A 20,362-nucleotide genomic window follows, 5' to 3' on the forward strand; every position below is an offset into this window, starting at 1 on the left:
ATGGGCGGCAGCGGCGTCATCGACAATTTCCTCGGGGTCTTCACCTCCTACATCGACAGCGGGTTCGGCCTGCTCGGCGGCGAGGTGGCGTTCATCGCGACGACGCTGATCGTCATCGACGTCACGCTGGCCGCCCTGTTCTGGAGCTGGGGCGCGGATGACGACATCATCGCGCGTCTGGTGAAGAAGACGCTGTTTGTGGGCGTCTTCGCCTACATCATCGGCAACTGGAACAACCTCGCGCGGATCGTCTTCGAAAGCTTCGCCGGCCTCGGACTTCAGGCGTCCGGCACGGGCTTTTCCATCCAGGACCTGATGCGGCCGGGCCGGGTCGCGCAGACGGGTCTCGATGCGGCGAGGCCGCTGCTCGAATCCATCTCAAACCTGATGGGCTGGATCGCCTTCTTCGAAAACTTCATCCAGATAGCCTGCTTGCTCTTCGCCTGGGCGCTGGTGCTGCTCGCCTTCTTCATCCTCGCCATCCAGCTCTTCATCACGCTGATCGAATTCAAGCTGACCACACTGGCTGGCTTTGTCCTGATCCCGTTCGGCCTGTTCGGGAAGACCGCCTTCATGGCCGAGCGCGTGCTGGGCAACGTCATCTCGTCTGGGATCAAGGTGCTGGTGCTCGCCGTCATCATCGGTATCGGCTCGACTCTGTTCAGCCAGTTCACGGCAGGCTTCGGCGGCCAGCCACCCACCATCGACGACGCGATGGCCGTCGTTTTGGCGGCGCTGTCGCTTCTCGGTCTCGGCATCTTCGGTCCGGGTATCGCCAACGGCATCGTTTCCGGCGGCCCGCAACTCAGCGCAGGCTCCGCCATCGGCACCGGCCTCGTCGCGGGCGGCGCAGCCATGGCTGCCGGCGGCGCGGCCGGACTCGCCCTGCGCGGTGGCGCGAGCGCCATTTCCGGCGGCGCCGCCGCCGTGCGCGGTGGAGCCACCGCGGCGGGAGCCGCCTCCGCCGCCTACAGTCTCGGTTCCCTCGGCCAGTCGGGCGCCGCCGGCGTCGCGTCGGGCCTTGGCGGCGTCGCACGAGCGGCCGGCGGCGCGGCAGCCTCTCCGCTGCGCCGGGCCGCGCAAAGCGTTCGCTCGAGCTTCGCCGACGGCGTCAAAAGCGGCTTCGGAGCCACCGGCGGCTCCTCGAGCATGCGAACGGTCGCGAATGATGCCGGTTCGGCCGCACCGGCAGCCACAGGCTCTGCCGCCAGCCCGCCGGCTTGGGCGCAGCGCATGCGGCGTGGGCAGACCATGAGCCACGGCGTCACGCTCGCGGCACACGCGATCCGATCGGGCGACAGCCACGGCGGCGGCTCTTCCATCAATCTCTCCGGAGGCGACCGCACATGAGCTTCTTCAAGCGACCCGCAACCCACTATGGAAAGACGCCCGAGCCCGAGACGCCGTATCAGCGCGCGGCGCAGATCTGGGATGATCGGATCGGCTCAGCGCGTGTCCAGGCCCGAAACTGGCGTCTCATGGCCTTTGGCTGCCTGATCCTCTCCGCTGGCTTCGCTGCCGCGCTGGTCTGGCAGTCGGCGCGCGGGACCATCGTCCCGTGGGTGGTGCAGGTCGACAGTCTCGGCCAGGCGCAGGCGGTCGCGCCAGCGCAAGCCGACTACCGCCCCACCGACCCGCAGGTGGCATGGCATCTGGCGCGGTTCATCGAGCAGGTCCGCTCGATCCCGGCCGACGCCATCGTCGTGCGGCAGAATTGGCTGCGCGCCTACGAGTTCACGACCGATCGCGGCGCGGCGGCCCTCAATGACTTCGCCCGCGCCAACGATCCGTTCACCCGCGTCGGGAAGCAGCAGGTGTCGGTCGAAGTGTCGAGTGTGATCCGCGCGTCGCCTGACAGCTTCCGCGTTGCCTGGACCGAACGCCAGTACGAGAACAGCCAGCTCTCCACGACACAGCGCTGGACAGCCATCCTGACCATCGTGATCCAACCCCCGCGCGACGCAGAGCGGCTGCGGGCCAATCCGCTTGGGATCTACGTCAACGCCATCAACTGGTCGCGGGAGATGGGGCAATGAGAGATCATCTCCGCCGATCCGCGAGCCGCGGCTTCCGCCTATCCGGCTCTGCGCTTTTGCTGATCTCCGGATTGGCGCTGGCCGGCTGCGCGACCAACCGGCCGCCACAGGTCAGCTACGACGCCGATGTGCCGCCGCTCCCCCCTGTGCCGGCTGCCATCACGGAGGCGCCACCAAGGCCGCTTCACACGCCGCCCGCCTGGACACCCGCGCGCGGTGGCGCTGCCGCAGGGACGCCGGCGGGCCGCGTGGAGAATGCCAACGCCGCCGCGCGCGTCGAACCACGCCGCGAGGGGTATTACAACTCGATCCAGATCTATCCCTGGAGCGAGGGCGCGCTCTATCAGGTCTATGCCGCTCCCGGGCAGATCACCAACATCGCGCTGGAACCAGGCGAGAGCCTGACCGGCGCCGGCCCAATCGCTGCGGGCGACACGGCGCGCTGGATCATCGGCGACACCGAGAGCGGCTCGGGCATCACCCGGCGCGTCCATGTCCTCGTGAAGCCGACACGTCCAGACATCACGACCAATCTGGTCATCACCACCGACCGTCGCATCTACATGATCGAGCTGCGCTCGGGCGAACGCCCCTATATGCCGGCCGTCGCCTGGGCCTATCCGCAGCCGCCCGCCTCGCAGAGACAGGCAGTGCCCGCTACGCCAGTGATCCCGGCCGTTGCGGCACGGAACTATCGCTACGGCCTCACGGGCGACACGCCGCCGTGGCGGCTAATCTCGGTCTACGACGACGGGCGCCGCGTCTATGTCGAGTTCCCGCGTGGGATCGTTCAGGGCGAGATGCCGCCGCTCTTCGTCATCGGCGCAGATGGCGAACCGCAGATCGCCAACAGCCGGATCCACCAAAACATCCTGATCATCGACCGCTTGTTCGGCGCCGCCGAGCTCCGTCTCGGCAGTGGCGAGCGCCAGCAGACGGTCCGGATCGTTCGCACCGATGGGAGGCCCGCGTCATGAGCGAGCGCGACACGCCCAACGAAGCCGACGCACCGCTGGTCGGCACACAGCCCGGCGACGCCGCTGCGCCCATGCGGCTGCGCGCCGAACCGCCCCGGATCACCCGACTGTCGCGAAAGGTGCTGGGCGGTATCAGTCTCGTCGTCGCCCTTGGGGTCGGTGGCGCGCTCATCTATGCGCTTCAGACGCGCAATATCGGCCCTGGCAGTGAGGAGCTTTACTCCACGCAGAACCGGCGAACCGCGGACGGGCTCGCCGGCCTGCCACGCGACTATACCGGTCCGGTGCTTGGGCCTCCGCTGCCCGGGGATCTGGGACGCCCCATCCTCGATGCGCAGAATCGTGGCCAGCTCGTCACGCCGTCGATGGCGGCAGCGCCCACCGTCGATCCGGTTGAGCAGCGCAGGCGCGCGGAAGAAGAAGCTGCCCGAACGAGCCGCGTCTTCTTTCAGACGGAGGCGCGCGTCGCAGCTCCGATTGCGACAGCTGGCGGACCAGGCAGCCCGAGCCTCTCTGGGCTAGGTCTTCCGGGCCAGCCGGGGGCAGCGACGGCGCAGGATCGCCAGCTCGCGTTCCTGAATGCGGGCGTGGACCGCCGCACGGTCTCGCCAGATCGCGTGATGGGTCCGGCGTCGCCCTATGTGCTTCAGACCGGCGCCGTCATCGCCGCGGCCCTCATCACCGGCATCCGATCCGACCTGCCGGGCCAGATCACTGCGCAGGTCACGGAGCATGTCTACGACAGCCCGACCGGGCGCATCCTGCTCGTCCCACAAGGCACGCGGCTGATCGGCGAGTACAGCAACGATGTCGGCTTCGGTCAGCGCCGGGTGCTGCTCGTCTGGAAGCGGCTCATCCTCCCGAATGGCCGTTCGATCGTCCTGGAACGTCAACCCGGAGCCGACGCGCAAGGCTATGCGGGTCTCCAGGATGGCGTCGACTATCACTGGTGGGATCTCGCCAAGGCTGCCGGCCTGTCGACACTGCTGTCGGTCGGCGCCGAACTCGCCGTTGACGATCAGGATCGGCTGCTCCGGGCGATCCGCAACGGCGGGCAGGACACCATCAACGACGCAGGGCAGCAGATCATCCGTCGGCAACTCAATGTCGCGCCGACCCTGACGATCAGACCGGGGTTCCCCGTGCGCGTCATCGTCACCCGCGACCTCGTGCTCGAACCTTATGGAGGGTTGTGATGACCAAGCTGAAGTTCGGCCCGATCATCGACGACAAGCCGGTCAAGGTGACGATTGAACTCCCTGCGCCGCTGCATCGGGACCTCGTCGCCTACGCCGCAGCACTCGGCCGCGAACAAGGCCAGACCATCGGCGACCCGACGAAGCTGATTGTGCCCATGCTCGAGCGCTTCATTGCAACCGATCGGGGGTTCGCCCGCGCGCGCCGCGATGGCAGTCAACGTGCGGCACGCGCCGATGCTCAGGACGGATAAGACGCTGACTAGCGAACCATGCCTGGTCTCTCTCTGACAGGGATTTCGCCAGCGCCAGCAAGCGCTCGAGATCCTTCTGCAGGAAGCCACTCGAATGAACCGCGCCATAGCGGAGCATGGCGTCCTCGATCAGGCGGAAGGTGATGCCGGAATGGCCGCATCGGACATGAGCGCTGCCCGCCAGCGTGACGCCACCGCCTTGAGCAACGATCTGCATCAGCGATTCCCGCGTCACGGATAACTGCTCGATACGCAGAGCGTCACTCGGGGCGCCGAGATGACGCCGAAGGTAATCTCTTGCGAAATGGCCCGTCGGCAAGTCAGTCACCACGAAGTGCCGATGCCCCAAGTCACGCCATCGAACCGTCTTCTGATCCGCTAGCGGGTCTCCCTCCGGCATCGCCAGATAGACATGTTCGTTCCACAGATCCGTCACTTCATAGCCCCTTCCGGGCGATGCTTCGACGACGACACCGACATCAAGTTGCCCGCGCCGCACGGCCGCCACGAGCTCAGGCGAACTTGCCTCGCTGAACCGCAGCCGGGTGCCCGGCCGCGCGCGACGGAAAGTACCGAAGAGCTCCGACAAGAAGCCCATGGTCAGTGGCCCGAAGACGCCGACCCTGAGGTGTCGCCCATTGGCCGCGGTCGTCCTTGCTCTTTCGAGCGCCGAATTGATCTGGTGGGCGCCGGGGCTGGCGTGGTGCAGGAACTGCTTGCCTATCTCCGTAAGGTCGACGCCGGCGCTGTGACGGCGAAACAGTTGGGCGCCGATCTCATCCTCGACATCCCGGATGCGCCGACTGATCGCCGACTGCTCGACGCCCAGGTCCTGTGCCGCGCGCCGGAAACTCCCGCTCTGTGCGGCGGCGATGATGTAACGCACATGGCGCAGCTCGATCTTCGATCTCGGCACGATGGTTCCCCATGATGCAAAGGTCTTTGCAAACGTAGCCCCGTCAGCCCCCGAGAACTGTTCCGATCAAATTATGGGTCTTCTCCGTCTCCTCGCTACCGTCGCCCACGAAATCCTTAAGTGTCACACATTCGACTGTTGCTACGTCGCTTGTGGACTTCCGGATCGCATCTCGCCGGTGCAAGCAGTAAATGGTGCGTGATCTGAACAGCGCAATTGCGGCGCGGAACGCGTGCGGCGAGTCGTGCAGATTCTGTGGGCTGACGGATGTCCGGCCGCGCTGTCAGGACTGAAAATGACCCGCCGATTTCTACGCCAGAGCCCGAAATTGCCGCACGCCTCTCGGGAGGGACTTCCGGCATCGGCACCTATCGTTCTCAATCGCTAGCGACAGCCGCGAAGGAGATTGGGTATGGTCCAAAACGAGCCTTTGGAAATCAGGAAGACCATCCGGCGGCACCAGCTGCGCGAGATGGTGCCTCTGGCCGACAGCACGATTTACGAAATGGAGCAGCGCGGCGAATTTCCACGCCGCTTCGCGCTGTCACCGCGCTGCATCGTCTGGGATCTCGCCGAGGTCCACGCCTGGTTGCTGGCGCGGCGCGCGAAGCCGATCCAGCGCGCACAGCATCCCGACGTCACCAAGCGCAAGTCCCGCCCAGTCAAAGGGCAGGATCGAGCGCGATAGACGGCATGACTGTCGGCAGCAGCGTGGGAACATACTTCCGGCCCTCGACCCAAGCATCGACGGTGTCAGCCCATTCCTGCATCATGTGCCGCCGCTGAACCTCGTATTCGGCCTTGTTGTAGACGCCGCGTGATGAACGCCCGTCCTCGTGCGCCAGGCACTTTTCGATCCAGTCGCGGTTGAAGCCCAGCTCATTGAGCAGCGTCGAGCCCGTGCGGCGTAGGTCATGCACGGTGAACGGCTCCAGCGGCAGCCCCTCCTTCTTGGCCTGTTCGACGACCGCGTAGGTGACCCGGTTGAAGGTCGCCCGCGACATCGGCGCATCCGCATCGTAGCGGGACGGCAGCAGATACCGGGAATTACCGGCGCAGGTCTTGAGCGCGATCATGATGTCGAGGGTCTGCCGGCACAGGTAGACATTGTGCGGCTTCGATCGCTTCATGCGCTCCTTCGGGATCGTCCAGACGGCGTTTTCGAAATCGACCTCATCCCAGACCGCGTCCTGCAGTTCGCTTTTCCGGACCATGGTGAGGAGGTAGAGCTTCATGCCGAGGCGGATCGTCGGCAGCGTCGCGACATGCTCGAGTTGCTTGAGCATGATGCGGATCTCAGTCGGCGAAAGCGCCCGGTCCTTGGGCGTGAATGTGGCGATCGACGCCGGGCCGACGTCATCGGCCGGGTTTGCGACCTTCTCGCCGTGGAGAATGGCGAAGCCGTAGATCTGCTTCAGGATGTCCCGCACACGGATGGCCGTCGCGGGCGCGCCCCGTTCCACGATCTTGGCGCAGTGGGCGCGCAGGTCATCAGGCGTGATCTCGGTCAGCAAACGGTTCCGCCAGACGGGCATGAGTTCGCGCTCGAAGATAGCGCGACGCATGGCGCGCGTGCTGTCCGCCATGGGCGCGCCCGTCAGCCACTTCTCGCCGAACTCGCCGAAGCTCTTGGCCTCCTTGATCCGGCGCTTCTCCCGCTGCTTCTCGATCGCGGGGGACCGCCCCTCGGCAATCATGCGTTTCGCGTCCAGGCAAAGTTCGCGAGCCCGGGCGAGCGAGATACCGTCTCGGGCGTACTTGCCGAGATGGACGGTCTCCCGCCTGCCGTTCAGCCGATAGTCGAGCCTGAACGAGATGCCGCCTGTCGGCGCGACACGCACATACATGCCGTCACGATCGGTCACCTTGTACATTTTGACTTTTGGTTTCAGGCACTTGAGTGCCGCATCCGTCAACATTCTGGGCCTCCTCGCGGAAAAGTACCGTCACGCGGTTTTTGGAGGCTTTTGACGGAAATATCTGTTTATGTTCAGCGTGTTAGGCTGAAAAAAGTACCGTCATTAGCCTCAGTCGCTATGACGGTACTTTCGATTTTCCGGATGATCAACGGGGGCAGGGTCCGTCAGCGGGCACGACAGACGCGTCTGATGCCCACCGATAGCTATCGATAGGTCTCGGCTAAAATATTTTTGTTTTTCAGGTGGTTACGTCGTATTCTGGCGTAGTTTCGGATACCTTCGGATGGGCAAAAATTATTCCCACTCGATGGTTCCCGGCGGTTTCGACGTCACGTCGTAGACGACGCGGTTGATGCCGCGGACTTCGTTGATGATGCGGGTGGAGACGTGGCCCAGGAATTCGTGGGTGAAAGGGTAATAGTCCGCCGTCATGCCGTCGAGCGAGGTGACGGCGCGGAGGGCGCAGACATAATCATATGTACGCTCGTCGCCCATGACGCCGACGGTGCGGACGGGAAGCAGCACCGCGAAGGCCTGCCAGATTTCATCGTAGAGACCGGCGGCGCGGATTTCCTCAAGATAGATCGTGTCTGCCTTGCGGAGAATTTCGAGGCGGTCACGCGTGATCTCGCCCGGCACGCGGATGGCGAGGCCCGGTCCCGGAAAGGGATGACGGCCGACGAATTGCTCCGGCAGGCCAAGCTCGCGGCCAAGGGCGCGGACTTCATCCTTGAAGAGTTCGCGAAGCGGCTCCACGAGCTTCATGTTCATGCGCTCAGGCAGGCCGCCGACATTGTGATGGCTCTTGATGGTGACGGAAGGGCCGCCTGCGAAGGAGACGCTTTCGATGACATCGGGATAGAGTGTGCCCTGGGCGAGGAAGTCGGCGCCGCCGACCTTTTTCGCTTCGGCCTCGAAGACGTCGATGAAGGTCGCGCCGATGATCTTGCGCTTCTGCTCGGGGTCGGTCACGCCATCGAGCTTGCCGAGGAAGAGGTCGCTTGCATCGACCGCCACGAGCGGGATGTTGTAGTGATCGCGGAATAGCGATACGACCTGATCGGCCTCGCCCGCCCGCATCATGCCCGTATCGACGAAGACGCATTGAAGCTGGTCGCCGATCGCCTCATGCAGCAGCACGGCGACGACGGATGAATCGACGCCGCCCGAGAGGCCGCAGATCACCCTGCCCTTGCCCACCTGCGCGCGCACTTTCGCGATTTCGGTTTCGCGGAAGGCGGCCATCGTCCAGTCGCCCTTGCAGCCGCAAATGCGATGCGTGAAGTTCCACAGCATGTCGCGGCCGCGCGGCGTGTGCACCACTTCAGGATGGAACTGGACGCCATAGAAGCGTCGCTCTTCATCGGCGATGACGGCGAAAGGTGCGCCGCGGCTCTGGGCCACGACCTTGAAGCCCGGCGCGATGGCGACGACGCGATCGCCGTGGCTCATCCAGACAGGTTCCGTGCCGCCCTTGCCGACGATACCGTCGAGCAACGGCGTTTCCTCGATCACTTCGATGGAAGCGCGGCCAAATTCGCGCTCGTCGCCGCCTTCCACCTTGCCGCCAAGCTGCAGCGTCATGGTCTGCTGGCCATAGCAGATGCCGAGGACGGGCAGGCCCGCCTCGAAGACATATTGCGGCGCGCGGGGGCTTTTCTCGCGGCTGACGCTTGAGGGGCTGCCGGAAAGGATGACACCCTTTGCGCCGAAGCTCTCCCAGATTTCGTCCACCTTGTTGAAGGGAACGATCTCGCAATAGACGCCGCTTTCGCGGACGCGGCGGGCAATGAGCTGCGTTACCTGGCTGCCGAAATCGATAATGAGGATGCGGTCTTCGGTCATGTTCCGTCTACGGATCGGTTGGAGCTGGAATGGGGTCTTGAAGGCCGAGGCCAAGGGCGCGGGAAAGCTCCTGCGTCTCGCCGCAGGCCGGGCAATGGGCGCGGAGCTTGCGCAAGCCTTCGGTCGCGGCGGCGCGGTTGCCGTCTTTCAGGTCGAGCTGCGCCAGGCGACTCAAGGCGCCAGTGTCCGAAGGCTCTATGGAGAGTGCGCTCTCGTAATATTTGCGGGCGAGCTTCGTCTGACCGCGCGCCTCATGGGCGGTGCCAAGGCCGGTGAAGGCGGCGGCATTGGCGGGGTTTGCCACGACTGCGGTTTCATAGAGGCGCTGTGCGGCGAGGAAATCGCCCCGTTCCATCGCCGCCGCACCCCTGGCCGCGAGCGAGAGAGAGGCGCGCGCCGAGGCGGCATCGACATTCTTGGCGGCGGCGGGCACGGCGAAACCTGCAGCCAGGAGGCCGAAGGCGAGGCACGCAAAAAGACAGATTTTCCGGGAAAGTTCGGCCGCCATCCATCCAGGCCCGTCGGGAGAGGAATGTCCGGTAGACCATCCTTCCCCGGACCCGTCAAGCCTGTTGCCGCAGCGCGTCATGCCTCGCCCTCGCGGCGCAGAATGGCAATGAAAAAGCCGTCGGTTCCGGCAGTTGCAGGGCTCAATCGGAGGCTGCCGCCCGCCGGTGAAGGGAGCGCCGGGAGGCCGTCCGGCCAATGGTCCAGCCAATCCTCCTGCACGAATCCGGGATTCGCGGCGGTGAAGGCGGCGACGCGATCCTCATTTTCGGAGGGGAGCAGCGAACAGGTGACATAGACGAGGCGGCCGCCGGGACGCATGAGGCGCGCACCACGGGCGAGCACTTCGTCCTGCGCGGCGCGGTAGCCGGCGAGCATCTCCGGCGTCATGCGCCAGCGGGCATCGGGGCTGCGGCGCCAGGCGCCGGTGCCGCTGCAGGGCGCATCGACCAGCACGCAATCGGCGCGCGCGTCGAGGTCTGCGAAACTTGCGTCCGCCTCGCCGGGCCTGAAGGGCTCAAGCACACGGGTCTGCAGATTGCGGATGCCGGCGCGTTCGGCGCGGGGGACGAGGCCGCCAAGGCGGCGGCCATCGATGTCGTAGGCATAGATCTGACCGCGATTGCCCATCATGGCGGCAAGCGCGAGCGACTTGCCGCCGCCACCTGCACAAAGATCCACGACCTGTTCGCCCGGCTTAACACCGGAGAGGAGGCAGGCAAGCTGCGAACCCTCATCCTGAATTTCGATGGCGCCATCGCGGAAAAGCGCGAGGCCCGGCAGGTTGGCGCGGGCGAGAAGGCGGATGCCCCAGGGTGAAAGAGCACAGGGCTCCGCCGCGATGCCCGCCTCGGCAAGCGCGGCGAGCGCCTTGTCGCGCGTGGATTTCAGCGTATTGACGCGTAGGTCCGTCGGGGCGCGGTCGAGCATCGCGGCCATTTCCGCCTCGATGCGGGGGCCGAAGGCGCGCTCGAACTCGGCTTGCAGAAATTCGGGATAGTTGAAGCGGATATGCAGCGGCGCATCGGCACCGGGCAGAGAAGCGGCTTCGAGAGCCGCCCTCTCCTCGTCCGTCAGTGGCGCCGGTGCATGACGGGTGCCCTCGGCAAGCGCCTCGACATCGGCGAGCGGCCTTCCTTCGATGAGGTGGAGTGCGGCGAAGGCGAGAAGGCGCGGCGCCTCATCGCCGCAGGCGGCGGCGAGTTCGGCGCGGCGGCGAAGCACGGTGAAAACGATCTCGCTGACGGCCGTGCGGTCCTTGGAGCCCGCATAGCGGCTCGAGCGCGACCATGTGTCGAAGATACGGTCCGCCGGGCGGCCGCTCGCGAAGATATCGCCGAGAATTTCGATGGCGGATTGCAGACGTGCGCCGGGTGTCATGTCACATCACCCGGAACGACAACCGCGATCAGCTTGCACCGCCGGGATAGTTCGGCGCTTCGCGCGTGATCGTCACATCGTGAACATGGCTCTCGCGAAGGCTCGCGGACGAGATGCGGACGAATTCCGCCTTCTCCTGAAATTCCTTCACAGTGGCATTGCCCGTATAGCCCATCGCGGCACGCAGGCCGCCGACAAGCTGGTGGATCACGGTGCCGACCGGGCCCTTGTAAGGCACTTGCCCTTCAATGCCTTCGGGGACGAGCTTCAGCGAATCCTTCACATCCTGCTGGAAGTAGCGATCTGCCGAGCCGACGGCCATCGCGCCGACGGAGCCCATGCCGCGATAGGCCTTGTAGGAGCGGCCCTGGAAGAGGAATACCTCCCCGGGGCTTTCTTCCGTGCCCGCAAAGAGCGAGCCGAGCATGGCGCAATCGGCGCCGGCTGCGATCGCCTTGGCCAGATCGCCCGAGAACTTGATGCCGCCATCGGCGATGACGGGGATGTCGTTCTTCCGCGCGGCTTCGACCACATCCATGATGGCCGTGAGCTGCGGCACGCCGACGCCCGCGACGATGCGCGTGGTGCAGATGGAGCCGGGGCCGATGCCGACCTTGATTGCATCCGCGCCTGCATCGATCAGCGCGCGGGCCGCATCCGCCGTCGCGACATTGCCGGCGACGACCTGCGTTTTGTTGGAGAGCTTCTTGATGCGCTGGACGGCTTCGGAGACGCGCGCCGAATGGCCATGCGCGGTGTCGACCACGACCACGTCTGCACCTGCGGCCATCAACGCCTCGGAGCGGGCGAAGCCTTCATCGCCGACCGTGGTGGCGGCGGCGACGCGGAGGCGCCCCTGCTCGTCTTTCGCGGCATTGGGATGAAGCTGCGCCTTCTCTATATCTTTCACCGTGATAAGACCGATGCAGCGATAGGCGTCGTCAACAACAAGCAGTTTTTCGATGCGGTGGCGGTGAAGCAGGCGCTTCGCCTCGTCCTGACTGACGCCATCGGCGACCGTGATCAGGTTTTCCTTCGTCATCAGATTGCGGACGGGCTCGGACGGATTGATCGCAAAGCGGACGTCGCGGTTCGTCAGGATGCCGGCGAGCTTGTTGGTGCCGGGCTCGACCACGGGGATGCCGGAAATGCCGTGGCGCTGCATTTCGGCGAGCGCGTCGGCAAGCGTTGCATCGGGGCCGATGGTGACGGGGTTCACTACCATGCCGCTTTCGAACTTCTTGACCTGGCGAACCTGCTCGGCCTGCGCCTCGGGCGACATGTTGCGATGGAGGACGCCAATGCCGCCGGCCTGTGCCATTGCAATGGCAAGGCGCGCCTCGGTGACCGTGTCCATGGCTGCAGAAATGATGGGGATGCCGAGGCTGATCGATTTCGTCAGGCGGGTTCTTGTATCTGCCTGACTGGGCAGGACCGTGGAAGCGGCGGGCAACAAAAGGACGTCATCAAACGTCAGCGCTTCGCGGATCATACTGCCAACCTCCTGGGCCGAATGCTTGCGGCCACCCTATCGTGTGTTGGCGCTGGCTTTTAACACCTATATGCGGGAATGCAAAGGGCACGATGACGCGGCCGCAAAATATTCATGCGGACTCTTCGGCATCACTTTCAGGACGCCCTTTAAAGCCTTGAGCCAGCACATACATCTCGGCCGAATCGGCCCGGCTCGCCTCGGGCTTCACATGGCGGACGATGCTGAAGTGCTGCTTGAGGAGCGTGAGCAGCTCATTCTCCGTTCCCCCCCGCAAGACCTTGGCAAGAAAGGAACCGCCCGGCGCCAGCACCTCGATCGCGAACTGCGCCGCAACCTCGCAGAGATGCATGATCCTGAGATGGTCGGTCTGCTTGTGGCCTGTTGTCGGCGCGGCCATGTCTGACAGGACGACATCGGCCTCGCCCGCCAGCGCCTCCTTCACGCGCTCCTCCGCCCCCTCGTCCAGAAAGTCCATCTGCAGGATGGTTGCGCCCGGAACGGATTCCGTTTCCAGGTAGTCGATACCGATGACGACGCCCGCGCGCGGTGAGACCCCATCCGACTTCACGCGCTTGGCCGCCACCTGGCACCAGCCGCCCGGCGCGCAGCCAAGATCGACCACGCGGGCGCCGGGCTTCAGGAGATGGTAGCGGTCGTCGATCTCCATGAGTTTGAAGGCGGCGCGGGACCGGAAGCCCTCGCGCTTTGCGGCATGGACGTAAGGGTCGTTCAATTGCCGCTGGAGCCAGCGGGCAGACGAGTTGCTCCGCTTGCGGGCGGTCTTCACGCGCACCTTCATGGCGCGGGCGCTGCCGGAGATCGAACTTTTGCTCGTACTGCCGCCGGTCTTTTTCGGGCCCTTGGCCATTATGCGTTTGCCTCCGTGCGGGCCGCACCGCGTTTCGATTTATGACGCCGCCGCCGCTTGCGGCGGTTTGCATCCGTATCCATGAGCGACATGAGGATGCCTTCGCGCAGGCCGCGATCCGCAACGCGCAGCCGCTCTGCCGGCCAGGCATCGGCAATCGCCTCGAATATGGCGCAGCCCGCGAGCACGAGATCGGCCCTCTCCTGCCCGACGCATGGGTGGGCGGCGCGCTGCCTGTAGTCCATGTCGAGGAGCGAGCGCGTGACGCGATGCACTTCGGTGGGGGAAATCCAGATGCCGTCGACGCGCGAACGGTCATACCGCTCAAGGCCCAGATGAACGCCCGCTATCGTCGTCACCGTGCCCGATGTGCCGAGAAGATGGAACGGGCGGCGGCTGTCGCGCTCCTCGCGCAAGCGGCCGAGGAACGGGGCGAGATGATCCGCCACTTCCTGCACCATGTTGCCATAGACATTTACCGGCACATCGACGCCGCCATGACGCTCGGCCAGCGTGACGACGCCGCAGGGCAATGAAATCCAGTCGCCGATCACAGGACGGCATTTCCCATTGCCGCTGTTTTCAAGGCGGACCCAGATGAGTTCGGTCGAACCGCCGCCAATATCAAACACCAGGGCGGAGGCGCAATCCGCATCGAGAAGCGGCGCGCAGCCTGCAACGGCGAGACGGGCTTCATCCTCGGTCGAAACGATTTCGAGCGAGAGGCCGGTTTCGCGCTTCACGCGGGCGATGAAGTCGGGGCCATTCGATGCCGTGCGGCAGGCCGCGGTGGCGATGGTGCGGGCGCGGTTCACGCCGCGCCGCTTCATCTTTTCGGCGCAGATATTGAGCGCGTCGATGGCGCGGGCCATGGCGGCTTCTCCGAGCGCGCCAGTGGTGGCAAGCCCCTCGCCGAGGCGGACGATGCGCGAATAGGCATCGACAACCTTGAAGCCCTCCGGTGCGCGGCGCGCGACCAGCAGGCGGCAATTATTGGTGCCGAGATCAAGCGCGGCATAGAGCTTGTCTTCACGCGCGTTTGGGCGCGAGCTTGAGCGGGTGGACGGGCCTGACGCCGGCGGCGGGGCGGTTTCGGCCTTCTCGGCCCTGGCGGCTGCCGGCGCAGCCTTTCCGCGGCCCTTGCCACGACGTCCGCGACGGCGGCGGGATTTGCCGGATTTCTTCTGACCGGTGCCGTCGCCACGCGGCTCCGCGCCTTCCGCCTCGCCGGAAGGGCCGGATTCGGCCTGCGGGCGCAATGATGGCCCCTGATTGGCGGCGGGGGCCCTTTCCGGGCCACCGATGCCGCCGTCACCTTCCTGGTGCACGTAAATCCCATCCGGGAAGCGCAGGGCCCAAATCGGGCCGCGCTCCGCACCGGATTCCCTCGATTTTTCAGTTGTGTGAAGTGTAGCAGGCTGAGCCGCGGGGTAAAGGACGGGGAGCGGTTCGCCGCGGCCCCAAAGAGTTGACGAAGGCGAGCCCTGCGACTAGTTTCGCGCGCAACCAAGGCCCTGAGCACCCGCGAGTCGAGCCGGAATCGGCGGACTATCACGGATTTGCCTCACGCCAATGGGGGATCGTCTAACGGTAGGACAGCGGACTCTGACTCCGCCAGTCTAGGTTCGAATCCTAGTCCCCCAGCCAATTTCCCTTCACGCCATTTCGTTTACCGCAGCGTTGGCGGTACGCCAAAAGCCAGTGGCCGGGACTTGCCCGGCCATGATGCTTGTCACTCCGTTTGCCTCAGTGGAGTTCGAGGCCCGTCAGGTCGCCTTTGGCGCGCCAGTTTTCCAGCACCTTGATGAAGGCGATGGAGCCTGCGCCATAGGCGCCATTGCGGATGGCGCGGGCGGAGGGCTGGCCTTCATTGTTGTAGTAGCCGGGCGTGCATTCCTCGAGATAACGGCGGTTGAAGACGGCGACCTTCATCACCTCTTCGACCCAGGCGTCTTCGGCTTCCTGCGTCGTCTCGACCACGCGGGCCTGACGGCCGATGCATTCCTTGACGATATAGGCGAGGTGTTTCGACTGCTCGTTCAGCATATGCGGGTAGTTGGCGGTGAAGCCGGACTGCGCGTTGGAGACGATGAAGCAATTGGGGAAGCCGCGTGTGTGCATGCCGTGGAGCGAGGAGACGCCCTCCTCCCACTTCTCGGTGAGGGAGAGGCCATCGCGACCATAAATCTCGAAGCCTGCGCGGCGCGTGTAGCCGGTGCCGACCTCGAAGCCCGTCGCATAGATGAGGCAGTCGATCTCGTACTCCTTGCCATTGGCGATGATCGCATTTTCGGTGATGCGCTCGACGCCCTTCCCCGCCGTGTCGATGAGATGCACGTTGGGGCGATTGAAGGTGGCGAGATATTCGTCGTGGAAGCAGGGACGCTTGCAGAACTGGTTGTACCAGGGCTTGAGCGCCTCGGCGGTCGAGGGGTCTTTCACAACGGTTTCGACGCGCTTGCGGATCGATTCCATTTTCTTGAAGTCGGCGAGCTGGACGGTCTCCGCCATTTTTTCAGGCGCGAGCTTGTTCGGGTTCTTCCGCGCCATGACGAGCAGGTTGCCGATGATGTCGGTCCAGCCGTCATTGACGAGGTCTTCTTCCTGATAGCCGCCGGAGACGAGCGTGTTGAAATTGTCCATGCGGAACTGCTGCCAGCCGGGCTTCAGCGTCTTCACCCATTCGCGGTCGGTCGGCCGGTTGTTGCGGACGTCGATCGAGGATGGCGTGCGCTGGAAGACATAAAGCTCTTTCGCCCATTCGCCGAGATGCGGCACACATTGCACGGCGGTGGCGCCCGTGCCGATGATGCTGACGCGCTTGTCCTTCAGTTTTTCAAGGCCGCCATTGCAGTCGCCCCCCGTGTAGCCATAGTCCCAGCGGCTGGTGTGGAAGGAGTGGCCCTTGAAACCTTCGACGCCGGGAATGCCCGGCAGTTTGGGGCGGTGGAGCGGGCCACTCGCCGTGACGATGAAACGGGCGCGAATGGCGTCGCCGCGATTGGTGTGAACGATCCAGCGGGCGGCCTCGTCTTCCCAGCGCATTTCTGTGACTTCGGTCTGGAAGAGCGCGTCGTCATAAAGCTTGAAATGGCGGCCGATGGCGCGGCTGTGTTCGAGAATTTCCGCGGCCTTGGAATATTTCTCGACCGGCATGTAGCCGACTTCCTCGAGCAGCGGCAGATAGATGTAGGATTCAATGTCGCAAGCGGCGCCCGGATAGCGGTTCCAGTACCAGGTGCCACCGAAGTCGCCGCCCTTCTCGATCATGCGGACGCGGCCGACACCGGCCTCGCGCAGACGCGCACCGGCAAGCAGGCCGCCAAAGCCGCCGCCGACCACCACGACATCGACTTCATCCGACAGGGCCGCGCGCGTGAAGCCCGGCTCGACATAGGGGTCTTCAAGGTAATGTGCGAACTGGCCCTTGATCTCCACATATTGCTCATTGCCTTCCTTGCGGAGGCGCTTGTCGCGCTCGGCGCGGTATTTCGCCTTGAGCGCCGCCGGGTCGAAATCCAGATCGTCGATGGCCTGTGCAGTGCCGTTTGCTTCGTTCGCCACGTCTCTTCCTCCAATGCCTGTATGGCCCGCAATCTACCATGCGGGCCGGCGGGTCTCTGCCCGCTGTTTCGTCAAATGATAATGTCGATTTACTAACTGTCAAAGCAAAGCGAAAAAGCCCGGATTTCCTGGCGTCAGATGCCGGGCGGCGCAAACCCCAAACAAGACGGGCCCCGCCTTTCGGCGGAGCCCGGTGATTGCGTCGTGACGATATACGATCAGCCGTAGCGGTAAGGCGCACCGGCCTTGCGCATCGTGTCCGCATATTTCTTCAGGATGTCGACTATCTTCGCATTGCGCGGGCTCTGCTTTGCAACCTCGTCCCAGAACTTGAGCGCCTCGTCCTCCACCGTCTTCCATTCCGTTTCCGGGATGGTGGTGAGTTCGAGCTTTCCGCCCGTGGTGCGGTAATGGGCTTCACCCCACCAGTACCAGTGCTGACGATAGTAGTGCGAGCTGTCCATGCTGAGTTTGAAGAGCGTCTTCAGATGCTCGGGAAGCGCATTCCACTTCTCGGTGTTGGCAATGTAGGAACCGGCCCATGCGCCCGAGATGTTGTTCGTCAGATAGTACTTGGTGATGTCCGCCCAGCCGACGGTGTAGGTCTCGGTCGCGCCGCACCAGGCGACGCCGTCGAGTTCGTTCGTCTGTATGGCGACTTCGATATCTTCCCAGGGCAGCGTGACCGGCACGACTCCGAAACGCTCGAGGAACTTGCCGCCAGTCGGAAAAGTGAAGACGCGCAGGCCTTTCAGGTCATCGAGTTTTCGGATCGGCTTCGTTGTGACGAAGTTGCAAGGATCCCAGGCGCCGGCGCTGAGCCAAGTGACACCGGGCACTTCGGCATAGGCTTCTTCCCAGATTTCGCGCAGGCCATACCATTCCCACAGCACCGGGACGTCGAGGCCGTAGCGCGAGGCGAAGGGGAAGTATGCACCGAAGACCGACACATCGACCGGCGCGGCCATCGAGTCATCGTCGCTCTGCGCGGCGTCGATCGTTCCGTTCTGGACGGCGCGGAACAATTCACCCTGCGGGACAAGCTGGTCGGCGGTGAAAAGCTCGATTACCATTTCGCCGTTGGCGGCCTTGTTGAACTCGTCGATGGACGGCTTGATGACGTGTTCGGCAAGCGATGCACCGGCATAGGTCTGCATGCGCCATTTGATCGGCGCTTGCGCGCGCACGATGTTCGGTGCGGCGATCGTCGATGCGCCGACGGCGGCGGCGCCAAGGCCGGCCTTTTTCAGAAAGTCGCGTTTGTTGATTACGGGACGGTCACTCATCAGGTGGCTCCTTCTTCTCTGGATGGTTTCGGGTCGATCCAGCCCCAATGCCAGACCCGGCCCTCGCACGAAGAAAACAGGTACTGCCTCTCAATTGTCTGCCGCCGCACCCCCTATCGCCCGAAATACCAGTTGGGCAACCAGAGGGTCAGTTGCGGGAAAGCCATCACGATGATGATGGTCAAAATCATGATCCCCACGAACGGTACGATTGAGCGGTAGATATCGACAAGCGTTATCTCGGGTGGCGCCATGGCCCGCATCAGAAACAGATTGTAGCCAAAGGGCGGCGTTATATAGGCGATCTGGCAGGTAATCACATAAAGGATGCCGAACCAGATCGGGTTGAAGCCCAGGCCGATGATCAGAGGGATGTAGAGCGGTGCCACAATGACAAGCATGGCCGTATCGTCGAGGAACATGCCGAGAATGACGAAGGACACCATCATCATGATGAGGATTTCCCAGGGCGTCAGATCCCATGTCTCGAGCAGGAGGATACGAATGGCATTCTTTGCGCCGAGCCCGTCATAGACCGCGCTGAAACAGAGTGCGGCCAGGATGATGAAGAGGAACATGCAGGAGATGGCGAGCGTCTGCCGCACCGTGTTGTCGAGCACCGTGAAGGTGAGGCGCCGCTTCAGTGCAGCCGCGATAATGGCGCCAAGCGCACCGACGGCCGAGCTTTCGACAAGGGTGGTGATGCCTTTCAGGAAGAGCCCCATCATGGTGCCGAAGATCAAGAACGGGATGATGCCCGCGCGCAGGAGGCGGAATTTTTCGGCCCATGTGATTTGCGCCAGTTCTTCCTCGGGAAGTGCGGGGCCGAGTTCCGGGTGGCGGCGGCAGCGGATGTAAATGTAGATCGCAAAGAGAGTCGCCATGATGAGGCCGGGCACCACACCCGCAAGCCAGAGCTGCAGAACGGGCTGGCGCGCAATCATCGCATAAAGCACGAGCACGACGCTTGGCGGAATGAGGATGCCGAGCGAGCTGCCGGCCTGAATGACGCCCGTTACCATGATCTTGTCGTAGCCGCGGCGGAGAAGTTCAGGCAGCGCAACGCTCGCACCTATCGCCATGCCGGCAACGGAGAGGCCGTTCATCGCGGAAATGATGACCATGAGGCCGATTGTGCCAAGCGCAAGACCGCCGCGCACACGGCCCATCCAGACGTGAAACATGCGGTAGAGATCGTTTGCGATCCCCGACTCCGACATCATGTAGCCCATGAAGACGAAGAGCGGCAGAGTGAGCAGCGGAAACCAGTTCAGAACCTGAAAGGTTGCATTGAACGGCATCTCTATGTTTCGGTCGCCCCAGAGCAGCAGCGCCGCGACTGCGGCCACGAAGCCGACGGCACCGAAGACTCGCTGCCCGGTGAGCAACATCACCATCAGGGACGAGAACATGAGCAGCGTGATGAGTTCGTAGCTCATGCGACTTCCTCACCGCGAAAGCGAGCGAGATCCTTGAAGAAGATTGCGATGGCCTGCAGCAGCATGAGAAAGATGCCGAAGGTCATGATCGACTTGATTGGCCAGAGGAGCGGCGCCCAGGAGGTGTAGTTCACCTGCTTGTAGGTGATCGCGTACTCGGTGCTGGAAATGCCGCCGAGCAAAAGCGTCGACAAATAGAAGATCAGGCAGAAGGCCGTGAGCGTATCGGTGAAGGCCATCTTGCGCGGGCTCAAGCGGCTATAAAGCAGATCCATGCGCACATGGGCATTGATCTGCAGGGAGTAGCCGCCGCCGAGCAGATAATAGGCGGCCAGCAGAAACTGGCCCATTTCCATGGCCCAGTTGACCGGCATGCCGATGACCGTGCGGGAGAAGGATGCGTAGAGCAGCACCCCCATCATCACGAAAATCAGGTACATGACGATGCGGCCGACGACTTTGTTCACCGCCTCGACGTACCGGACATAGACTCGCGCTGCTTTCGGCAATTTCCCTCAATCCACCGGTGGATAGACCGCTCCGGGGCGCAGGGCCGGATTGCCGCATTCCGGCAAGCGCACCCCCCAAGCACAACCGGGCAAAAGGCTGCACGGATTGCGGTGTCATAGCAACCGGGAAGCGACAGCATTCAGCCGAAAAATGGCGTAAAGCCGGAGCGG

The 20,362-nt window shown here is 63.9% G+C and carries 18 protein-coding genes and 1 tRNA gene; 7 read left to right on the forward strand and 12 right to left on the reverse strand.

The window, feature by feature from the left end; all coding sequences use genetic code 11:
• From trbL to ACK4FH_RS14350, 5 genes are read left to right on the forward strand one after another with little or no spacing between them, the layout of a single operon-like run.
• The gene (gene trbL, locus ACK4FH_RS14330; protein ID WP_409814949.1) at positions 1-1,350 is read left to right on the forward strand and encodes a P-type conjugative transfer protein TrbL; all 1,350 of its coding nucleotides are present in this window, start codon (positions 1-3) and stop codon (positions 1,348-1,350) included.
• Positions 1,347-2,036 carry a conjugal transfer protein TrbF gene (gene trbF, locus ACK4FH_RS14335; protein WP_409814951.1) on the forward strand — a complete coding sequence of 230 codons (690 nt, stop codon included), beginning with the start codon at positions 1,347-1,349 and terminating at the stop codon, positions 2,034-2,036. The genes trbL and trbF overlap by 4 nt, the downstream gene beginning before the upstream one ends.
• The gene (gene trbG, locus ACK4FH_RS14340; protein WP_409814954.1) at positions 2,033-3,013 is read left to right on the forward strand and encodes a P-type conjugative transfer protein TrbG; all 981 of its coding nucleotides are present in this window, start codon (positions 2,033-2,035) and stop codon (positions 3,011-3,013) included. The genes trbF and trbG overlap by 4 nt, the downstream gene beginning before the upstream one ends.
• Positions 3,010-4,209, forward strand: a complete 1,200-nt coding sequence (locus ACK4FH_RS14345) for a TrbI/VirB10 family protein (RefSeq protein WP_409814956.1) — start codon at positions 3,010-3,012, stop codon at positions 4,207-4,209. The genes trbG and ACK4FH_RS14345 overlap by 4 nt, the downstream gene beginning before the upstream one ends.
• Positions 4,209-4,463 (forward strand): DUF2274 domain-containing protein, encoded by a 255-nt coding sequence (locus ACK4FH_RS14350; protein ID WP_409814959.1) that lies wholly within the window; start codon positions 4,209-4,211, stop codon positions 4,461-4,463. The genes ACK4FH_RS14345 and ACK4FH_RS14350 overlap by 1 nt, the downstream gene beginning before the upstream one ends.
• Here the strand turns inward: ACK4FH_RS14350 and ACK4FH_RS14355 are convergent.
• Positions 4,381-5,379 (reverse strand): LysR substrate-binding domain-containing protein, encoded by a 999-nt coding sequence (locus ACK4FH_RS14355; RefSeq protein WP_409814961.1) that lies wholly within the window; start codon positions 5,377-5,379, stop codon positions 4,381-4,383. The genes ACK4FH_RS14350 and ACK4FH_RS14355 overlap by 83 nt on opposite strands.
• Positions 5,380-5,791: 412 nt before the next feature.
• On the opposite strand from ACK4FH_RS14355, the gene ACK4FH_RS14360 reads away from it, so the two are divergent.
• Positions 5,792-6,067 carry a helix-turn-helix transcriptional regulator gene (locus ACK4FH_RS14360; RefSeq protein WP_409814964.1) on the forward strand — a complete coding sequence of 92 codons (276 nt, stop codon included), beginning with the start codon at positions 5,792-5,794 and terminating at the stop codon, positions 6,065-6,067.
• Here the strand turns inward: ACK4FH_RS14360 and ACK4FH_RS14365 are convergent.
• From ACK4FH_RS14365 to ACK4FH_RS14395, 7 genes are all read right to left on the reverse strand, one after another.
• A complete protein-coding gene (locus tag ACK4FH_RS14365) occupies positions 6,042-7,298 on the reverse strand; it encodes a tyrosine-type recombinase/integrase (RefSeq protein ID WP_409814966.1) in 1,257 nt (418 codons plus the stop codon). The two genes, ACK4FH_RS14360 and ACK4FH_RS14365, sit on opposite strands and share 26 nt — an antisense overlap.
• Positions 7,299-7,592: 294 nt before the next feature.
• On the reverse strand, positions 7,593-9,143 hold the full coding sequence (guaA, locus tag ACK4FH_RS14370; RefSeq protein WP_409814968.1) for a glutamine-hydrolyzing GMP synthase: 1,551 nt from the start codon (positions 9,141-9,143) through the stop codon (positions 7,593-7,595).
• A 7-nt stretch (positions 9,144-9,150) separates the two neighbouring features.
• Positions 9,151-9,651: a tetratricopeptide repeat protein gene (locus ACK4FH_RS14375; protein WP_409814971.1), complete on the reverse strand. Its 501-nt coding sequence runs from the start codon at positions 9,649-9,651 to the stop codon at positions 9,151-9,153.
• Positions 9,652-9,728: 77 nt separating this feature from the next.
• The gene (locus ACK4FH_RS14380) at positions 9,729-11,030 is read right to left on the reverse strand and encodes an RsmB/NOP family class I SAM-dependent RNA methyltransferase (RefSeq protein ID WP_409814974.1); all 1,302 of its coding nucleotides are present in this window, start codon (positions 11,028-11,030) and stop codon (positions 9,729-9,731) included.
• Positions 11,031-11,058: 28 nt separating this feature from the next.
• Positions 11,059-12,522: an IMP dehydrogenase gene (gene guaB / locus ACK4FH_RS14385; RefSeq protein ID WP_409814975.1), complete on the reverse strand. Its 1,464-nt coding sequence runs from the start codon at positions 12,520-12,522 to the stop codon at positions 11,059-11,061.
• 112 nt (positions 12,523-12,634) lie between these two features.
• Positions 12,635-13,393: an RlmE family RNA methyltransferase gene (locus ACK4FH_RS14390; RefSeq protein ID WP_409814977.1), complete on the reverse strand. Its 759-nt coding sequence runs from the start codon at positions 13,391-13,393 to the stop codon at positions 12,635-12,637.
• Positions 13,393-14,721, reverse strand: a complete 1,329-nt coding sequence (locus tag ACK4FH_RS14395) for a Ppx/GppA phosphatase family protein (RefSeq protein WP_409814979.1) — start codon at positions 14,719-14,721, stop codon at positions 13,393-13,395. Before ACK4FH_RS14395 ends, ACK4FH_RS14390 begins: the two co-directional genes overlap by 1 nt.
• A gap of 245 nt (positions 14,722-14,966) precedes the next feature.
• On the opposite strand from ACK4FH_RS14395, the gene ACK4FH_RS14400 reads away from it, so the two are divergent.
• Positions 14,967-15,040, forward strand: a tRNA-Gln gene (locus tag ACK4FH_RS14400).
• 99 nt (positions 15,041-15,139) lie between these two features.
• Here ACK4FH_RS14400 and ACK4FH_RS14405 read toward each other — a convergent pair.
• From ACK4FH_RS14405 to ACK4FH_RS14420, 4 genes are all read right to left on the reverse strand, one after another.
• Positions 15,140-16,957, reverse strand: coding sequence for a flavin-containing monooxygenase (locus ACK4FH_RS14405; protein ID WP_409814981.1), 1,818 nt, complete (start codon positions 16,955-16,957; stop codon positions 15,140-15,142).
• 218 nt (positions 16,958-17,175) lie between these two features.
• Entirely contained in the window at positions 17,176-18,243 is a 1,068-nt protein-coding gene (locus ACK4FH_RS14410; protein ID WP_409814983.1) for a TRAP transporter substrate-binding protein, read from the reverse strand.
• 113 nt (positions 18,244-18,356) lie between these two features.
• Positions 18,357-19,682: a TRAP transporter large permease subunit gene (locus ACK4FH_RS14415; RefSeq protein WP_409814985.1), complete on the reverse strand. Its 1,326-nt coding sequence runs from the start codon at positions 19,680-19,682 to the stop codon at positions 18,357-18,359.
• The gene (locus ACK4FH_RS14420; protein WP_409814987.1) at positions 19,679-20,191 is read right to left on the reverse strand and encodes a TRAP transporter small permease subunit; all 513 of its coding nucleotides are present in this window, start codon (positions 20,189-20,191) and stop codon (positions 19,679-19,681) included. The genes ACK4FH_RS14415 and ACK4FH_RS14420 overlap by 4 nt, the downstream gene beginning before the upstream one ends.
• Positions 20,192-20,362: the final 171 nt, after the last annotated feature.

Source organism: Parvibaculum sp., assembly GCF_046297875.1.
In the GTDB taxonomy this organism is placed as follows: Bacteria; Pseudomonadota; Alphaproteobacteria; order Parvibaculales; family Parvibaculaceae; genus Parvibaculum.